The organism is Cellulomonas sp. NTE-D12, from assembly GCF_027923705.1.
In the GTDB taxonomy this organism is placed as follows: domain Bacteria; phylum Actinomycetota; class Actinomycetes; order Actinomycetales; family Cellulomonadaceae; genus Cellulomonas.
The window spans coordinates 1,401,294-1,417,601 of record NZ_AP026442.1; the positions used below are offsets into that span (position 1 = coordinate 1,401,294).

The 16,308-nt window shown below is 72.2% G+C and carries 14 protein-coding genes and 1 tRNA gene; 9 read left to right on the plus strand and 6 right to left on the minus strand.

The genetic code is table 11. The annotated features are described in order from the left end of the window. The first annotated feature begins 54 nt into the window (after positions 1–54). The gene (locus tag QMF98_RS06490) at positions 55–738 is read left to right on the plus strand and encodes an SDR family NAD(P)-dependent oxidoreductase (RefSeq protein WP_337975197.1); all 684 of its coding nucleotides are present in this window, start codon (positions 55–57) and stop codon (positions 736–738) included. Between the two features lie 34 nt (positions 739–772). Here the strand turns inward: QMF98_RS06490 and QMF98_RS06495 are convergent, their stop codons facing one another. Beyond that, positions 773–1,384 (minus strand): mycothiol-dependent nitroreductase Rv2466c family protein, encoded by a 612-nt coding sequence (locus tag QMF98_RS06495; RefSeq protein WP_337975198.1) that lies wholly within the window; start codon positions 1,382–1,384, stop codon positions 773–775. Positions 1,385–1,471: 87 nt separating this feature from the next. After that, complete coding sequence (locus QMF98_RS06500) at positions 1,472–2,728, minus strand: amidohydrolase (protein WP_337975199.1); 1,257 nt, start codon at positions 2,726–2,728, stop codon at positions 1,472–1,474. A gap of 162 nt (positions 2,729–2,890) precedes the next feature. On the opposite strand from QMF98_RS06500, the gene QMF98_RS06505 reads away from it, so the two are divergent. Both QMF98_RS06505 and QMF98_RS06510 read left to right on the plus strand, forming a co-directional pair. Further along, entirely contained in the window at positions 2,891–3,481 is a 591-nt protein-coding gene (locus QMF98_RS06505; RefSeq protein ID WP_337975200.1) for a TetR/AcrR family transcriptional regulator, read from the plus strand. Between the two features lie 10 nt (positions 3,482–3,491). Beyond that, positions 3,492–4,385 (plus strand): SDR family NAD(P)-dependent oxidoreductase, encoded by an 894-nt coding sequence (locus QMF98_RS06510; protein WP_337975201.1) that lies wholly within the window; start codon positions 3,492–3,494, stop codon positions 4,383–4,385. A 28-nt stretch (positions 4,386–4,413) separates the two neighbouring features. On the opposite strand, the gene QMF98_RS06515 is transcribed toward QMF98_RS06510, so the two are convergent. Further along, a tRNA-Gly gene (locus tag QMF98_RS06515) sits at positions 4,414–4,487 on the minus strand. A 45-nt stretch (positions 4,488–4,532) separates the two neighbouring features. Then, entirely contained in the window at positions 4,533–5,237 is a 705-nt protein-coding gene (locus tag QMF98_RS06520; protein WP_337975202.1) for a hypothetical protein, read from the minus strand. A gap of 259 nt (positions 5,238–5,496) precedes the next feature. Here QMF98_RS06520 and tig point away from each other — a divergent pair, with 259 nt between their 5' ends. From tig to QMF98_RS06550, 6 genes are all read left to right on the plus strand, one after another. Beyond that, a complete protein-coding gene (gene tig, locus QMF98_RS06525) occupies positions 5,497–6,900 on the plus strand; it encodes a trigger factor (RefSeq protein WP_337975203.1) in 1,404 nt (467 codons plus the stop codon). A gap of 264 nt (positions 6,901–7,164) precedes the next feature. Beyond that, the gene (locus tag QMF98_RS06530) at positions 7,165–7,782 is read left to right on the plus strand and encodes an ATP-dependent Clp protease proteolytic subunit (protein WP_337975204.1); all 618 of its coding nucleotides are present in this window, start codon (positions 7,165–7,167) and stop codon (positions 7,780–7,782) included. 28 nt (positions 7,783–7,810) lie between these two features. Further along, on the plus strand, positions 7,811–8,512 hold the full coding sequence (locus QMF98_RS06535; RefSeq protein ID WP_337975205.1) for an ATP-dependent Clp protease proteolytic subunit: 702 nt from the start codon (positions 7,811–7,813) through the stop codon (positions 8,510–8,512). A gap of 226 nt (positions 8,513–8,738) precedes the next feature. Beyond that, on the plus strand, positions 8,739–10,019 hold the full coding sequence (gene clpX, locus QMF98_RS06540; RefSeq protein WP_337975206.1) for an ATP-dependent Clp protease ATP-binding subunit ClpX: 1,281 nt from the start codon (positions 8,739–8,741) through the stop codon (positions 10,017–10,019). Then, positions 10,016–10,354: a chorismate mutase gene (locus QMF98_RS06545; protein WP_291762093.1), complete on the plus strand. Its 339-nt coding sequence runs from the start codon at positions 10,016–10,018 to the stop codon at positions 10,352–10,354. The genes clpX and QMF98_RS06545 overlap by 4 nt, the downstream gene beginning before the upstream one ends. A gap of 71 nt (positions 10,355–10,425) precedes the next feature. After that, a complete protein-coding gene (locus QMF98_RS06550) occupies positions 10,426–11,613 on the plus strand; it encodes a baeRF2 domain-containing protein (RefSeq protein WP_337975207.1) in 1,188 nt (395 codons plus the stop codon). A 76-nt stretch (positions 11,614–11,689) separates the two neighbouring features. On the opposite strand, the gene QMF98_RS06555 is transcribed toward QMF98_RS06550, so the two are convergent. After that, positions 11,690–13,504, minus strand: a complete 1,815-nt coding sequence (locus tag QMF98_RS06555; protein WP_337975208.1) for an AMP-dependent synthetase/ligase — start codon at positions 13,502–13,504, stop codon at positions 11,690–11,692. 122 nt (positions 13,505–13,626) lie between these two features. Continuing rightward, positions 13,627–16,281 carry a valine--tRNA ligase gene (gene valS / locus QMF98_RS06560; protein WP_337975209.1) on the minus strand — a complete coding sequence of 885 codons (2,655 nt, stop codon included), beginning with the start codon at positions 16,279–16,281 and terminating at the stop codon, positions 13,627–13,629. Between the last annotated feature and the right edge of the window lie 27 nt (positions 16,282–16,308).

Below are 16,308 nucleotides of genomic sequence, written 5' to 3' on the forward strand. Positions count from 1 at the left end.
CCCTGGTACTGCGGGTACCTGCCGGCGCCCGGTGGACCGGCACAGGCTGCTCGCATGACGACGACCTTGATCACAGGTGGCAACAAGGGCCTCGGCCGCGAGACCGCCCGCCAGCTCCTCGCCCACGGGCACGACGTGTGGATCGGCGCCCGGGACGCCGAGCGCGGCCGGCGAGCCGCCGACGAGCTGGGCGCCCGGCTCGTGCAGCTGGACGTGACCGACGACGCCTCGGTGGCCGCGGCGGCCGCAACGGTCGGCGACCTCGACGTGCTGGTGAACAACGCCGGGGTGTCCGGCGGCCTCGCGGCACCGGCCGACGTGACGGCGGACCTGATGCGCACGGTGTTCGACACCAACGTCTTCGGCCTCGTGCGCGTGACGCGGGCCTTCCTGCCGGCGCTGCAGCGGTCCACAGCCGCGACGGTGGTGAACGTGAGCAGCGGGCTGGGGTCGTTGACGCTGGCCACCGACCCCGGGTCGATCGCGAGCCGGTACCAGCTCCTCGCCTACAGCTCGGCGAAGGCGGCGGTGAACATGGTCACCGTGCAGTACGCCAAGGCGTTCCCGCAGCTGCGCGTCAACTGTGTCGACCCGGGCTTCACCGCCACCGACTTCAACGGCCATCGCGGGGTGCAGACGGTGGAGGAGGGTGCCCGGGCGATCGTGCGGGCGGCGCTGCTCGGCCCCGGCGGACCGACGGGCGCGTTCTTCGACGACGACGGCACGGTGCCGTGGTGACGCGGCGACGGACGGGCCCGGTGCCGGGCGCCGGTCAGAACTGGGGGCCGGCCGTCCGCGTCCGCTTGAGCTCGTAGAAACCCGGCACGCGGGTCATCAGCACCAGGCCGTCGAACAGGTCCAGCGCGGCCTGGCCGGTCGGCGCGGGCGTCACCACCGGTCCGAAGTACGCGACCCCGTCGATGGCCATCACGGGCGTGCCGACGTCGTCCCCGACCAGGTCGATCGCACGCTGGTGGGAGGCACGCAGCAGGTCGTCCACCTCGGTGGTGCCGCCGACCTCCGCGAGCGTGGCCGGCAGGCTGACCTCCGCGAGCGACTCGGCGATGATCGCGTCGGTGTCGGTCCGGCCCTGCGGGTGCCGCCGGGTGCCCAGGGCCGTGTACAGCGGCGCCAGCACCTCGTGCCCGTGGTCCCGCGCGGCCGCGATCGCGACGCGCACGGCCGCCCACGAGTCGTCCATCAGCCGCCGGTAGTCGTCCGGCAGGTCCCGGCCCTCGTTCAGCACGGACAGGCTCATCACGTGCCAGCGCAGGTCGACGTCGCGGTGCCGGCTCACCTCGGTCAGCCACCGCGAGGTCATCCAGGCCCACGGGCAGGCGGGGTCGAACCAGAAGTCGACGACAGGGCGCGGCGAGGCGGTCACGAGGCTCCTTCACGGGGCGGACGGCAGACGGCAGGGGGTCTCCATCATCAGGCCGCCCGGCCCGCGACGCCTCGTGCGCAGTCGCCGTCAGGACGTCGGCGCCAGGTAGGCGAGGGCGGCGACCACCTGGGTCTGCACCATGGTCGCCAGGGTGGGGTCGATGACGGGTGCGAAGAGGGGCGAGTGGTTGGCCGGGATGTCCTGCGCGACCCGGCCGGCCGCAACGGCGGCGCGGTACTCCGCCGCGTCGTGCCCGCCGACCGTCCAGTAGGCGTACGGGATGCCGAACGCGTCGGGGATGCGGGAGAAGTCCTCGGACGCGGTGACGGGTTCCTGGTGGTGCACGCGGTCGGCGCCGAAGTGGGCGACGAACGCGCGCGTCACCTGGTCGTTCGTGCCCGGGTCGTTGGAGGTCAGCGGGAACTGGTCGTAGTACTCGATGTCCGGCTCGCGGGGGCTGCCGGAAGCCTCGCACTCCGCGCGGACCATCCGCTCGATCGAGGCGACCACCCGCGCGCGCAGGGCGGCGTCGTACGTCCGCAGGTTCAGCAGCAGCGTCGCCCGGTCGGGGATGATGTTCGACTTGGTGCCGGCGTTCAGGGCTCCGACGGTCACCACGGCGAACGCCCCCGGCGGGGTCTCCCGGGACACGATGGTCTGCAGCCGCAGCACGATGCTGGCCGCCAGCACCACCGGGTCGACCGAGTTGTGCGGCATCGACCCGTGCGCGCCCTTGCCGTACACGGTGACCTTCACCGAGTCCCCGGCGGACAGCACCGGACCCGGGGTCGTGCCGATCGTCCCGGCCTCGAACGGCAGCACATGCTGACCCACGGCGACGTCGGGCCGCGGGATCTTCGTCGTGAGGCCGTCGTCCAGCATCGCCTGCGCGCCGGCCCCGATCTCCTCACCGGGCTGGAGCAGCACCGCGTACGTCCCCGACCATGCGGAGCGTCGGCCGGCCATGAGCGCGGCGGCGCCCAGCAGCGCCGCGGCATGCATGTCGTGCCCGCAGGCGTGCATCACGGGCACGGGTCCGGAGTCGTCCTGGACCGTCTCTGTCGACGCGTAGTCCAGCCCCGTCGCCTCGCGCACGGGCAGCGCGTCGATGTCCGCTCGGGCCAGCACGACGGGTCCGGGCCCGTTGGCCAGCACCCCGACCACTCCCGTCCCGCCGATCCGCTGCACCGCGTAGCCGAGGCCGCTCAGCCGCTGCTCGAGGAGCTGGGCCGTCCGGTGCTCACGCATGCTGAGCTCGGGATGCCGGTGCAGGTCGCGGTACAGCTCGCGCAGCCCCCCGAGCTGGTCCTTCAGGCCGACCAGGACCTCGTCCACCGCCGCCATCTCGCACCTCCGCGCCCGACAGCACCCTTGCTCATGGTGCATCGGGTCGTGCCCGCCGGCCACCGAGTCGTCGACCGGATGAGACGGCTCCAGGTGCTTGCTCGAATAAGTCCCCGGGTGCAGACTTCATTAAGTCTCCGAATGAGGACTTAGGAGGGGTCGATGGTACGGACCGGCAGGCGTCCCGGACCGACGAGCACGCGGGAGCAGATCGTCGCCGCGGCGGCCGAGTGCTTCTCGGCCCACGGGTTCGACGGGACGAGCATGCGAGGCGTCGCGGCCGCCGCCGGCGTCGACTCCGCCCTGGTCCGCCGCTTCTTCGGCAGGAAGGAGCAGCTGTTCACCGAGGTGGCGACCGCTCTGATCGTCCCCGAGCGGGCCCTCGCGGCGGTCGCGGCCGGCGCACCGGATGCCGCCGGGGAGCGGCTGGTCAGGTACTTCCTGTCCTTGTTGGGGGACGTGTCGCAGCCGGGGCCCTTCTTCGGGCTCATCCGGTCCGCCGTCGACAGCGAGCACGCCGCGGCCCTGCTGCGTCGACTGCTCGCCGACCGCGTGCTCGGCGAGCTCGCGACGTCGTTCCGCTCCGAGAACGCCGAGCTCGGTGCTGCGCTGGCCGCCAGCCAGCTCGTCGGCCTGGCCGTCGCCCGCTACGCGGTCCGCCTCGACGCACTGACGGCAGCGGGCACAGAGGACCTCATCCCGTGGGTCGCCCCGGTCGTCCAGTCCTACCTCACCGGCACCCGCATGTCCTGAAGGGGGAGACATGACCACCTGCGCCCATTCCCACGTGCTGGTCACCGGAGCCTCGTCCGGCATCGGTCGCGCCACGGCGCTGCGCCTGGCAAGGAGCGGCTACCACGTGTTCGCCGGCGTCAGGAAGCCTGCGGACGAAGCGGCTCTCGCCGCGGCGGCCGGTGGCGACGTGACCCCGGTGATCCTGGACGTCACCGACCCGCTGCAGGTCGCGTCGGCCGTCGAGGTCGTCGCCGCACACGTCGGCGACGCCGGTCTCGCCGGCCTGGTGAACAACGCCGGGATCGGGGTGTTCGGTCCGCTGGAGCTGATCCCGGTCGAGCAGTTCCGCCGCCAGCTCGACGTCAACGTCACCGGCCAGCTCGCCATCACCCAGGCTGCCCTCCCGCTGCTGCGGCGCGCCCGCGGCCGGATCGTCATGATCGGCTCGATCGGCGCGCGCTTCACGCCACCGTTCGTCGGCCCGCTGGCCGCCACCAAGAGCGCGCTGGCCACGATGAGCACCGCGCTGCGGCAGGAGCTCGCGCCGTGGGGCATCCACGTGACGGTGGTGGAGCCGGGCAGCATCCGCAGCGAGGCGGTGGACAAGCTCGAGAGCGACGCCCAGCGGGTGCTCGACGAGGCGACCGCGCAGGGCCGGGCGCTGTACGGGGACGCGTTCGGCCACTTGGTGGACTTCTTCGCCGACCTGCACGAGAAGGGCAGCCCACCCGAGGTCGTGGCGGCGACCGTCGAGCGCGCGCTGCGCGCCTCCCGTCCCCGGCCCTCCTACCTGTCCGGCAAGAACGCGAGGCGGATGGCGACGATCGCCCGGCTGCTGCCGGTGCCCGCCCAGGACGCGCTGCGCCGCAGGCTCGCCCGGCAACCGGGCCGGGGCGCCCTGGCCATCGGTACGCCTGGCTGATCGCACCTGTGACCTGCGCATACGGGGGTGGAGCGGACGACGGGAATCGAACCCGCGTAGCCAGTTTGGAAGACTGGGGCTCTACCATTGAGCTACGTCCGCACAGGTCCGCCAGGGCGGACCGCGGCCCTCAGGGTACCGGGCGGATCAGGCCTTCCGGCGCACCACCCGAGCCGCCTGCGCGGCGGCGATCCCGCCGATGCCCCCGCGTCCCGCCCGCAGCCGCGTGAACGCCGACGCGTCCGGTCCGCCGGGCACCCGCCGCGGTAGCGAGTCGACGGCGACCAGCCAGCTCGGCCAGCCGAGCAGCCGTGCCGCGGCCTGCAGCCGCTCCGACTCGTTCTCGCTCTCCCCGAGCCGCTCGGCCAGCAGCTCCTGCAGCTCGTCGGCAGCCTGCGCCCGGTCCGCCGCGCGTGCGAGGGCCGAGGCCCCGTGCGCCCCGACCGGACCGTCGGAGATCCCCACCGGGTTGCCGAACGGGTCCAGCTCGAGCGGCGCGTCCTCGGCACCGACGCTCGGGTCGCTGACGTAGTCGACCAGCTGGCCGCCGGCCCGGCCCGCCCACAGCCGCAGCAGCTCGTCCTTGACCACCACGACCGAGGCCACCACGGCATCGGTGCGCTCGCTGATCGCCTCCGCGAGCTCGGGCAGGCGCCGTCGGTGCGAGGCGACGTGACCGACCGGTGACTCGGGCACGGCGACCGTCCACCCGTCCTCCGTCGGCGCGACCCAGCCGGAGAACCGCTCTGCGGTGAGGATCTCCAGCAGCTCGTCGTGCGCCAGCCGGGTCACCAGCACGGCATAGGTCAGCCCGCTGGGACCCCCCACCTCGGTCTCGCCGTAGAAGCTCATCGGCGCCAGTCTGCCGGACCTCGGCGGTCCGCCGCCCGGACGTACCCGACCTGTCCGATCGCCCTGGGTCCACGGGGCGTGCCCCGGACGGCAGCGCCGAGCACCAGGGGCCGATTGGGGCGCGAGGATGCCGTGACGTACGATCGAGGGTCGCCAGCGCGAGGTCGACGCCGCCCTGCTCGATCACGGGCGGTACGCGCGACGCACGCGCCCCCGCCGGAGCACCGGCGCCCGCCGAACCAGTTGGAGAGCACCCGAAGTGAAGAGCGCCGTCGAGACCCTGGAGCCCACGAAGGTCAAGCTGACCGTCGAGGTGACGTACGACGAGCTCAAGCCGAGCATCGAGCACGCCTACCAGCACATCGCCGAGCAGGTCACCGTGCCGGGCTTCCGCAAGGGCAAGGTGCCGCCGCGCATCATCGACCAGCGCGTGGGACGGCCCGCCGTCATCGAGCACGCGGTCAACGAGGGGCTGGGCGAGTTCTACGCCGAGGCCGTGCGTGACAACAAGCTGCGCCCGCTCGGCCAGCCGAACGTCGAGGTGACCCAGGTCCCCGGCCTCACCAGCACCAAGCCCGGCGAGGAGGGCGAGCTCCACTTCACCGCCGAGGTGGAGGTCCGCCCCGAGATCACGGTGCCGGCGCTCGACGGCCTCACGGTCGCCGTGGACGACGTCGAGGTGACGGACGAGGACGTGCAGGCGCGGCTCGACGGCCTGCGCGAGCGCTTCGGCACCCTGGTCGGCGTCGACCGCCCCGCCGCGGACGGCGACTTCGTGCAGATCGACCTGGTCGCCACGATCGACGGCGAGGAGGTCGACAAGGTCAGCGGCGTCAGCTACCAGATCGGCTCCGGCAACATGCTCGAGGGTCTCGACGAGGCGCTCACCGACCTGTCGGCGGGGGAGACCACCACGTTCGAGAGCGTCCTGGTGGGCGGCGAGCACGCCGGCCAGACAGCTCAGGTGACCGTGACGGCGTCGACCGTCAAGGAGCGTCAGCTGCCCGACGCCGACGACGACTTCGCCCAGCTCGCCAGCGAGTTCGACACGCTCGACGAGCTGCTGGTGGACCTGCGCGAGCAGGTCGGCCGCATCAAGACCCAGAACCGTGCCGTCCAGGCCCGCGACCGGCTGCTCGAGCAGCTGCTGGCCGACCTCGACATCCCGGTCCCGGCCGGCGTCGTCGAGGCCGAGGTGGTGCGCCACCTGGAGTCCGAGGGTCGCCTCGAGGACGACGTCCACCGCGCCGAGGTCACCGAGCAGGCCACCACCGCGCTTCGCAACCAGATCCTGCTCGACACCCTCGCCGAGGACCTGCAGGTGAAGGTCAGCCAGCCCGAGCTGGTCGACTACCTGATCAACGCCTCGCGGCAGTACGGCATGGACCCGAACACCTTCATCCAGACGATCGACCAGCAGGGGCAGATCCCCTCGATGGTCGCCGAGGTCGCCCGGTCCAAGGCGCTCGCCGTCGCGCTGCGCCGCGTGACCGTCACGGACCCGGCCGGCGCCACCGTCGACCTGTCCGAGTTCATCGGTACGGACGAGGAGGAGGCGGAGGCGCAGGCTGCCGAGTCCGACGAGGCCGGCGAGACCACGGAGCAGGCCTCCCCGGTCGCCACGGACGCCGCGACCGACATCTCGGCGATCATCCGCGACTGAGCTCGCAACCGTCACGACGGGCCCGGGTCGGCACCACGCCGGCCCGGGCCCGTCGCACGTCCGGCCGCACCGGCCGGGCTGCCGCAGCGGCTCGAAGCCGGGCTGTGCGCCCCGTGCGCCGTCAGCGAAACGGCCCCCGCGCCGGACATGGCCCCACCTGGCAGGGCGTTAGGGTCGCTGCAGCGTCGCCGCCCAGCACGGTCCCTCTCGGACCCGGACCGGGCGGCACGGTGATCCACCAGCACTCGACGAGGGAGCCCATCCGTGAACGAGCAGGTGCCGGCGATCGCCCGGGCCGATTCCCCGGGGTTCGGTCTCAACGACTCCATCTACAACCGTCTGCTGCGCGAGCGCATCATCTGGCTCGGCTCGGAGGTGCGCGACGAGAACGCGAACGCCATCTGCGCCCAGATGATGCTGCTCGCGGCAGAGGACCCGGACAAGGACATCTGGCTGTACATCAACTCGCCGGGCGGCTCGATCACGGCCGGCATGGCGATCTACGACACCATGCAGTACGTCCAGCCGGACGTCGCGACCATCGGCATCGGCATGGCCGCCTCGATGGGGCAGTTCCTGCTCTCGTCGGGCGCCAAGGGCAAGCGCTACGCGACGCCGCACGCCCGCGTGATGATGCACCAGCCGTCCGGCGGCATCGCCGGCACCGCGACCGACGTGCGGATCAACGCCCAGCTGATCCTGCACATGAAGACGGTGCTGGCCGAGCTGACCGCCCAGCAGACGGGCAAGACGATCGAGCAGATCAACTCCGACGCGGACCGCGACCGCTGGTTCACGGCGCAGGAGGCGCTCGAGTACGGCTTCGTCGACCACGTCGTCGAGACGGCCCACGCGGTCACGGGCCGCGGCGGCACGGCCTGACGTCCGACGACCTGAAGAGGAGACCTTGATGAGCATCGAGTCCCAGTTCGTCGCCGCCGCCGGCCGCCTGGCCGGCCCCGGTGGCCTCGCACCCGCCTCGCCGTCCGGCCGGTACGTGCTGCCTCAGTTCGAGGAGCGCACCGCGTACGGGTTCAAGCGGCAGGACCCCTACACCAAGCTGTTCGAGGACCGGATCATCTTCCTGGGAGTCCAGGTGGACGACGCGTCCGCGGACGACGTGATGGCCCAGCTGCTGGTGCTGGAGAGCACCGACCCCGACGGCCTCATCACCATCTACATCAACTCGCCCGGCGGCTCGTTCACCGCGCTGACCGCCATCTACGACACGATGCAGTACATCAAGCCGCAGATCCAGACGGTGTGCCTCGGACAGGCCGCCTCCGCCGCGGCCGTGCTGCTCGCAGCCGGGACGCCCGGCAAGCGGCTGGCGCTGCCGAACGCCCGCGTGCTGATCCACCAGCCGGCCATGGAGGGCGGCGGCTACGCGCAGGCGTCCGACATCGAGATCCAGGCCAACGAGCTGATCCGCATCCGCGAGTGGCTCGAGCAGGCTCTCGCGCACCACACCGGGCAGCCGCTGGAGCAGGTGCGCAAGGACATCGAGCGGGACAAGATCCTCACCGCCCAGCAGGCCGCCGAGTACGGCCTGGTCGACCAGGTGCTGGCCAGCCGCAAGGGCGTCGTGCCGACGACCGTCCAGCCGTCCTGACGGGAAGGGCCGATCTGTCGGCTCCCCGTCGCGCACCGGGACCTGCGTCCCAGTCGTGACCGGGGGCCGGCGGATCGGCCCGGCAGGACACGCCGTCCGTTGCGGGGGGTACGGCTGACACGGCGCCTGCCGTGGTGTCCAATGGGAAGACGCGCACCGCCGCCGGAGCCGTGCTGCGGGACGATGCACGGAACGCACCGCGGGTGCACTCGAGGAAGGGGATTCTGTGGCTCGGATCGGGGACGGGGCCGACCTCCTCAAGTGCTCCTTCTGCGGGAAGTCGCAGAAGCAGGTCAAGAAGCTGATCGCCGGACCGGGCGTGTACATCTGCGACGAGTGCATCGACCTCTGCAACGAGATCATCGAGGAGGAGCTGGCGGAGAGCACCGAGGCGGGCATGGTCGAGCTGCCCAAGCCGAAGGAGATCTTCGAGTTCCTCGAGCAGTACGTGATCGGCCAGGACGCCGCGAAGCGATCGCTGGCCGTCGCCGTCTACAACCACTACAAGCGCATCCAGGCCGGTGAGACCGGCCGCGTCGGTCCCGCCGAGGACCACGTCGAGATCGCGAAGTCGAACATCCTGCTGATCGGCCCGACGGGCTGCGGCAAGACGTACCTCGCCCAGACGCTCGCGAAGATGCTCAACGTGCCCTTCGCCATCGCGGACGCGACCGCCCTGACCGAGGCTGGGTACGTCGGCGAGGACGTGGAGAACATCCTCCTCAAGCTGATCCAGGCGGCGGACTACGACGTCAAGAAGGCCGAGACCGGCATCATCTACATCGACGAGGTCGACAAGATCGCCCGCAAGAGCGAGAACCCGTCGATCACGCGGGACGTGTCCGGCGAGGGCGTGCAGCAGGCGCTGCTGAAGATCCTCGAGGGCACGACGGCGTCGGTGCCGCCGCAGGGTGGCCGCAAGCACCCGCACCAGGAGTTCATCCAGATCGACACCACCAACGTGCTGTTCATCGTGGCGGGTGCCTTCGCCGGCCTGGACGAGATCATCACGTCGCGCGCCGGCCGTCGGGGCATCGGCTTCGGGGCGCCGCTGCACACCGCCGACGACATCGACGTCTACGACGAGGTCATGCCGGAGGACCTGCTGAAGTTCGGTCTGATCCCCGAGTTCATCGGCCGCGTGCCGGTGATCACGACGGTGTCTCCCCTGGACCGCGAGGCCCTGGTGCGGATCCTCACCGAACCGCGCAACGCCCTGGTCAAGCAGTACCAACGGATGTTCCAGATCGACGGCGTCGAGCTCGAGTTCGACGACGACGCGGTGGCGGCGATCGCCGACCAGGCGCTCCTCCGGGGCACCGGGGCTCGCGGGCTGCGCGCGATCATGGAAGAGGTCCTCCAGCAGGTGATGTTCGAGGTACCGAGCCGCGACGACGTCGCCCGCGTGGTGATCACCCGGGACGTCGTGCTGGCGAACGTGTACCCGACGCTGGTGCCGCGCGAGGCTCCGCGGGACAAGCGCCCGCCCCGCGAGAAGAGCGCGTGAGCGACAGCAGCCCGACCGGCCCCGTGGTGCCGGCCGAGCTCGCCCGCCTGCGGCACAGCATCGACAACATCGACGCGGCGCTGATCCACATCCTGGCGGAGCGCTTCAAGGCCACCCAGCGCGTCGGCGTGCTGAAGGCCGAGCTCGGGCTGCCCGCGTCCGACCCCGGCCGCGAGGCCGTCCAGGTCGCCCGCCTGCGCGACCTCGCCCGTGAGGCGGACCTCGACCCGGTGTTCGCGGAGAAGTTCCTCGCGTTCATCGTGGAGGAGGTGATCCGCCACCACGAGGCGATCGCATCCGGGGTGGCGCTCGGCCGTGCGGGTGGCGGAAGGTAGAGGGGTCAGCCCCGGGGCCTTCGGCCCCGCCGTGGTCGCCGGGGACCGTCGAGCACCGAGGAGTCCTCTCGATGGATCTGCACTGGCTCAAGCCCCTGCTCGGGCGTCCCGCTCCCTTCACCACCGTGTACCTGGATGCGACCCCGTCCCAGCTGTCCGCTGAGGCGGAGGCGGCGGACCGGTGGAAGGCGGTGCGTCGAGCGCTCGAGCGTGACGGGGCACCGGCCGAGGTGCTGGATCAGATCGGTGAGCGCCTCCAGGTGCCCGACGGTCGTCGCACCCCGCACGGCCGCGTGCTGGTGGCGGACGCCTACGGGCTGGTGGTCGACCGGCTGCTGTCCACGCCACCGGCGCAGTCGCAGGGCATGTTCGGGCCGGCGCCCGCGCTGCTGCAGGCGATCCACGCCGCCGACGAGACCGTCGACCTGCTCGTCGTCGCAGTGGACCGCAACGGTGCCGACCTGCAACGCGTGCAGGCCGGGGAGCGGGACGCCAAGCCGACCACCGAGGTGGTGCACGGCGGTCACGACGAGGTGCACAAGACTCGCGGCGGTGGCCTGGACCGCCGGTCCCAGACCCGTGCCGAGGACTCCTGGCAGCGCAACGCGGAGGCGGTCGCCTCGGCGCTCGACCACCGCGTCGCCGAAGACCCGCCGGACCTCGTCGTGCTGACCGGCGACGTGCGGGCGGTCGCGCTGGTCCGTGACGCCGTCGGGCAGCCGGCGCGTGACCTCATGGTCGAGGTGCCGGGGGGCGGCCGCGGCGAGGGCGTGCACGGGGAGGCCTTCCACACCAAGAAGGTCGAGGCGGTGGACGCGTACCGCGCACGGCGCCGTTCTGCGACGCTGAACCGGTTCCGGCAGGCGCTGGGCCAGGGGAACGCCGCCGTAACGGCCCTGGACTCCGTGGTGGAGGTGCTGCGGCGCGGTCAGGTCGCCGAGCTGGTGCTGGGCGACGGGGCCGCCGCGCTGACGCAGCGGACCCTGTGGGTGGGTCCGGACCCCCTCCAGCTGGCGACCAGCGCCGGGGACCTGGCGGCGATCGGCGTCACGTCCGGCGAGGCCCGTTCGATGCCGTGCGACGTGGCGCTGCTGCAGGCGGCCCTCGGCCAGGACGCGGGGGTGACGTTCGCGGGCGAGGGTGAGGCGGAGCTGGTCGAGGGTGTCGGTGCGCTGCTGCGCTGGTCCGACGGCTCCACGCCCAGCGGTGGGCTGCTGTCCCAGTCCGCCGATACGGCGCGGCTGCGCACGCTCGCCTGACGCCGGCGGGGGCGAACCGTCCACGGCGCGGCCGTCGGCACCCTCGGGCGTGCCGGCGGCCCGCCGGCGGGACGGGTCAGTCGTGCTGGCGGGTGTCCTCATACAGCTCGTCGATCTGCGCTGCGAAGTCCTTGAGCACTTGCGCGCGCTTCACCTTCAGCGACGGGGTCAGGTACCCGTTCGCCTCGGTGAAGTCGGTGCTCAGCACGCGGATCTTGCGGATGGACTCCGCACGGGACACCGCCTCGTTGGTGCGGGCGACCGCGCGGTCGAGGGCCTCGAGGACGGCGGGGTTGGTCGCGGCGGTCTCGACGTCCATCGACGGCAGGCCGTGCATCGCGAGCCAGCCTGGCAGCATCTCGGCGTCGAGGGTGACCAGGGCGCCGATGAAGGGTCGCTGGTCGCCGACCACCACCACCTGGCTGACCAGCGGGTGCCCGCGCAGGCGGTCCTCGAGGAGCGCGGGGGCGACGTTCTTGCCGCCGGCGGTGACGATGATCTCCTTCGACCGGCCGGTGATCCGCAGGTAGCCGTCGTCGTCGAGCGAGCCGAGGTCGCCCGTCTTGAACCAGCCGTCCACCAGCACCTCGGCGGTCTGCTCGGGCAGGTGCCGGTAGCCACGGAAGACGTGCGGGCCGGCGACCCAGATGGCGCCGTCGTCGTCCACCCGCACGCTGGTGCCGGGGAAGGCGGGCCCCACGGTGCCGACCTTGGTCAGGCCCGGGCGGTTCACCGCCGTCGGGGCCGTCGTCTCGGTCAGGCCGTAGCCCTCGAGCACGTGGACGCCGATCCCACGGTAGAAGTGCCCCAGCCGCTCGCCCAGGGGTGCCCCTCCGGACACCGCGAACTCCGCCCGGCCGCCCAGGGCGCCGCGCAGCTTGCGGTGCACCAACCGGTCCGCGAGCCGGTGCTGGGCCGTGAGCACCGGGTTGGGGCCCGACGGGGTGTCGAGGGCTCGTGAGTACGTGATGGCGACCTTGGCGGCCCACCGGAAGATGCGCAGCGGCAGACCGTCGCCCGCCTTCTGCTCGGCGGAGTTGTAGACCTTCTCGAACACCCGGGGGACGGCGAGCACGAAGGTCGGCTGGAACGCTGCGAGGTCTGCGATCAGGTTCCGGGCGTTGGGTGCGTGCCCCATCACCGCACCGGACGGCACGCACAGCACCTCGATGAAGCGGGCGAACACATGGGCGAGCGGCAGGAACAGCAAGGTGCGCGAGTAGGGCTTCGCGCAGACCTCGCCGAGCCCGGCGACACCCTCCCGGGTGATCGAGACGAAGTTGCCGTGGGTCAGCTCGACGCCCTTGGGACGTCCGGTGGTGCCGGAGGTGTAGATGATCGTGGCGAGGGAGGCGCCGTCCGCCAGCGCGCTGCGCGCGGCGATCTCCTCGTCGGTCACCTCGGCACCGCGCGCGACGAGCGTCCCGATCGCGTCCTCGTCGAGCACCAGCACCTCGATCAGGCCGGGCAGGTCGTCGCGCACCTGGGCGACGGCCTCCGCGTGGGCGGGCGTCTCGACGATCGCGAGGCGGGCGCCGGAGTCGGAGACGATCCAGCGCACCTGCTCCGGGGACGACGTCTCGTAGACCGGCACACCCAGTGCGCCGGCTGCCCAGCACGCGAAGTCGACGACGGTCCACTCGTACCTGGTGCGGGACATGATCGCGACGCGGTCACCGGCCTGGATGCCCGAGGCGACCAGACCCTTCGCGACGGCGTTCACCTGGTCGACGAACTCGCGGACGGTCACCGCCGTCCAGGTCCCGTCCGGACCGTCGGACCGCTCGGCGAAGACACCGTCAGGGTCGCGAGCCAGCCGGGCGGCGAGCATCCCGGGGATGGACAGCGCGGGGTCGTCCTCGACGAGGGCAGGGGAGGCGAACTCGACCATGGGTGCTCCAGGTGCGGTGATGTCGGACCGACCCTAGTGGCTGGCAGGCGCGCGCCTGCCCGCCACGACGGGCGACCCGGCGCGGGGCCGCCGTGGCGGCGCCGGGCTGGTCAGGCGAGCGTTCAGGCGCGCTGCTCGGCGATGCCCAGCTCTGCGTCCCGTGCGACCGACGAGCCGTCCTCGCCGCTGACCAGGTGGAGTGTCCCGGTCACCCGGCCGGCGGCCCGGAGGTCGGTCAGCGCGAGCTCCACCGAGGTGCGCGCCGCGGACGGGACCGTGAGCGTGACCGCCGTGATCGGCGTGCGCATCGACACCTTGGCCTCGGACTTCACCTTGCGGAGGGCCGCGAGGGCAGCACCCGCAGCGGCGACCACACCGGCGTCCGCGTCGCCCGCGGCGACGCGGAGCGGCTCGGCCGTCGGCCAGGCGGCGCGGTGCACCGAGCCCTCCCGCCACCAGGACCAGACCTCCTCGGTGGCGAACGGCAGCACCGGCGCGAACAGGCGCAGCAGCGTGTCGAGGGCGATGCCCAGCGCGGCGCGCGCCGAGGCGGCACCCTCAGGGTCGTCCTCCGCGGCGTAGGCGCGGTCCTTGACCAGCTCGAGGTAGTCGTCGCAGAACGTCCAGAAGAACGTCTCGGTCACCTCGAGGGCGCGGGTGTGGTCGTAGGCCTCGAGCGCGGCGGTGGCCGTCTCGACCACGTCGGCCAGGCCGGCGAGCATCGCCCGGTCGATCGGCTGCGCCACGTGCGCGGGGTCGAGCGAGACGGGCTCGTCGGCCGCGCCGAACGACAGCGCGAACTTGCTGGCGTTGAGCACCTTGATCGCCAGGCGGCGGCCGATCTTCATCTGGCCGACCTCGAACGCCGCATCCGTACCGAGCTTCGCCGAGGCCGCCCAGTACCGGACCGCGTCGGAGCCGTGCTCCTCGAGCAGACCCATCGGGGTGACGACGTTGCCCTTGGACTTGCTCATCTTCTTGCGGTCGGGGTCGAGGATCCAGCCGCTGATCGCGGCATCGGACCACGGCAGCGCGCCGAACTCCAGGTGCGAGCGCACCACCGTGGAGAACAGCCAGGTGCGGATGATGTCCTGGCCCTGGGGACGCAGGTCCATCGGGTACACGCGGGAGAACAGGTCGTCGTCGGACAGCCAGCCGCCGACGATCAACGGGCTCAGCGAGCTGGTCGCCCAGGTGTCCATCACGTCGGGGTCCGCAGCGAACCCGCCCGGCACGCCGCGCTGGTCCTCGGTGAAGCCATCCGGGCAGTCGGTGGAGGGGTCGATGGGCAGTGCACCCTCCACCGGCACCAGCGGGTTGCCGTGGTCGGGGTTGCCGTCCTCGTCGAGCCGGTACCAGACCGGGAACGGCACGCCGAAGAAGCGCTGCCGCGACACGAGCCAGTCGCCGTTGAGGCCGTTGACCCAGTTCTCGTAGCGCACCCGCATGAACTCGGGGTGGAAGCCGAGCTCCGCACCGCGCGTGAGCAGCGCGGCGCGCAGCTCCTCGTCCCGGCCGCCGTTGCGGATGTACCACTGCCGGCTGGTGACGATCTCGAGGGGCTTGTCGCCCTTCTCGTAGAAGTTCGCCTTGCGCTGGGTCGCCACCGGCTCGCCGTCCAGCTCGCCCGAGTCGCGCAGGCCGGCGACCACGGCCTCCCGCGCCGAGAACGTCGTCTTCCCCGCGAGCTCGGCGTACAGCGCACGACCGCCGTCGGAGGTGATCCAGTCGGGCGTCTCGCGCTGCAGCCGGCCGTCGCGACCGACCACGGACCGGGTCGGCAGGCGCAGCTCGCGCCACCACTGCACGTCGGTCAGGTCGCCGAACGTGCAGCACATCGCGATGCCGGCACCCTTGTCCGGCTCCGCGGCCGGGTGGGCCAGCACCGGCAGCTCCACGCCGAACAGCGGGCCGGTCACCGTGCTGCCGAACAGGTGCTGGTAGCGCTCGTCGTCCGGGTGGGCGATCAGCGCGACGCACGCGGGGAGCAGCTCCGGGCGCGTCGTCTCGATGTGCACGTCCCCGCCACCGTCGGTGCGGTGGAAGGCGACGCGGTGGTAGGCGCCGGGGTAGTCGCGGGCCTCGAGCTCGGCCTGCGCCACCGCCGTCTGGAACGTCACGTCCCAGAGGCCGGGTGCCTCGGCCTGGTACGCCTCGCCACGGGCGAGGTTCCGCAGGAAGGCGGCCTGCGCGACCGCACGGGCCTGCTCGCCGATGGTCTGGTAGGTCCGCGACCAGTCGACCGACAGGCCGAGCCGCCGCCAGAGCGCCTCGAACTGCTGCTCGTCCTCCGCCGACAGGCGCACGCACAGCTCGATGAAGTTGCGCCGGGACACCGGCACCTGGTCGGCGGGCTTGACGGCCTTGCCATCCGTGCCCTGGTGCGGGGGCTCGAAGCCCTCGACGTAAGGCAGCGACGGGTCGCAGCGGACGCCGTAGTAGTTCTGCACCCGGCGCTCGGTGGGCAGGCCGTTGTCGTCCCAGCCCATCGGGTAGAACACCTCGGCGCCGCGCATCCGGCGGTACCGGGCCACCACGTCGGTGTGCGTGTAGGAGAACACGTGGCCGACGTGCAGCGAGCCGGAGACGGTGGGAGGTGGGGTGTCGATCGAGTAGACCTGCTCACGCGCCGCCGTGCGGTCGAACGCGTACAGCCCCTGCTGCGACCACGCCTCGTCCCAGCGCTCCTCGACCCCGTCGAGCGAGACCCGGTCCGGTACCTCGCGCACGGCACGGGTCGCCGGGACACGGGACGTCAAGGGGTTCAGCTCGGCCATGACGGCCATTCTCCCAGAAGCGCAGGT

Excerpts from the sequence above, each read along its gene's own strand:
- QMF98_RS06490 (WP_337975197.1), top strand. The coding sequence starts at position 55 with ATGACGACGACCTTGATCACAGGTGGCAACAAGGGCCTCGGCCGCGAG.
- QMF98_RS06550 (WP_337975207.1), top strand. The coding sequence starts at position 10,426 with ATGGATCTGCACTGGCTCAAGCCCCTGCTCGGGCGTCCCGCTCCCTTC.
- QMF98_RS06520 (WP_337975202.1), bottom strand. The coding sequence starts at position 5,237 with ATGAGCTTCTACGGCGAGACCGAGGTGGGGGGTCCCAGCGGGCTGACC.
- QMF98_RS06510 (WP_337975201.1), top strand. The coding sequence starts at position 3,492 with ATGACCACCTGCGCCCATTCCCACGTGCTGGTCACCGGAGCCTCGTCC.
- QMF98_RS06505 (WP_337975200.1), top strand. The coding sequence starts at position 2,891 with ATGGTACGGACCGGCAGGCGTCCCGGACCGACGAGCACGCGGGAGCAG.
- valS (WP_337975209.1), bottom strand. The coding sequence starts at position 16,281 with ATGGCCGAGCTGAACCCCTTGACGTCCCGTGTCCCGGCGACCCGTGCC.
- QMF98_RS06555 (WP_337975208.1), bottom strand. The coding sequence starts at position 13,504 with ATGGTCGAGTTCGCCTCCCCTGCCCTCGTCGAGGACGACCCCGCGCTG.
- QMF98_RS06535 (WP_337975205.1), top strand. The coding sequence starts at position 7,811 with ATGAGCATCGAGTCCCAGTTCGTCGCCGCCGCCGGCCGCCTGGCCGGC.
- QMF98_RS06500 (WP_337975199.1), bottom strand. The coding sequence starts at position 2,728 with ATGGCGGCGGTGGACGAGGTCCTGGTCGGCCTGAAGGACCAGCTCGGG.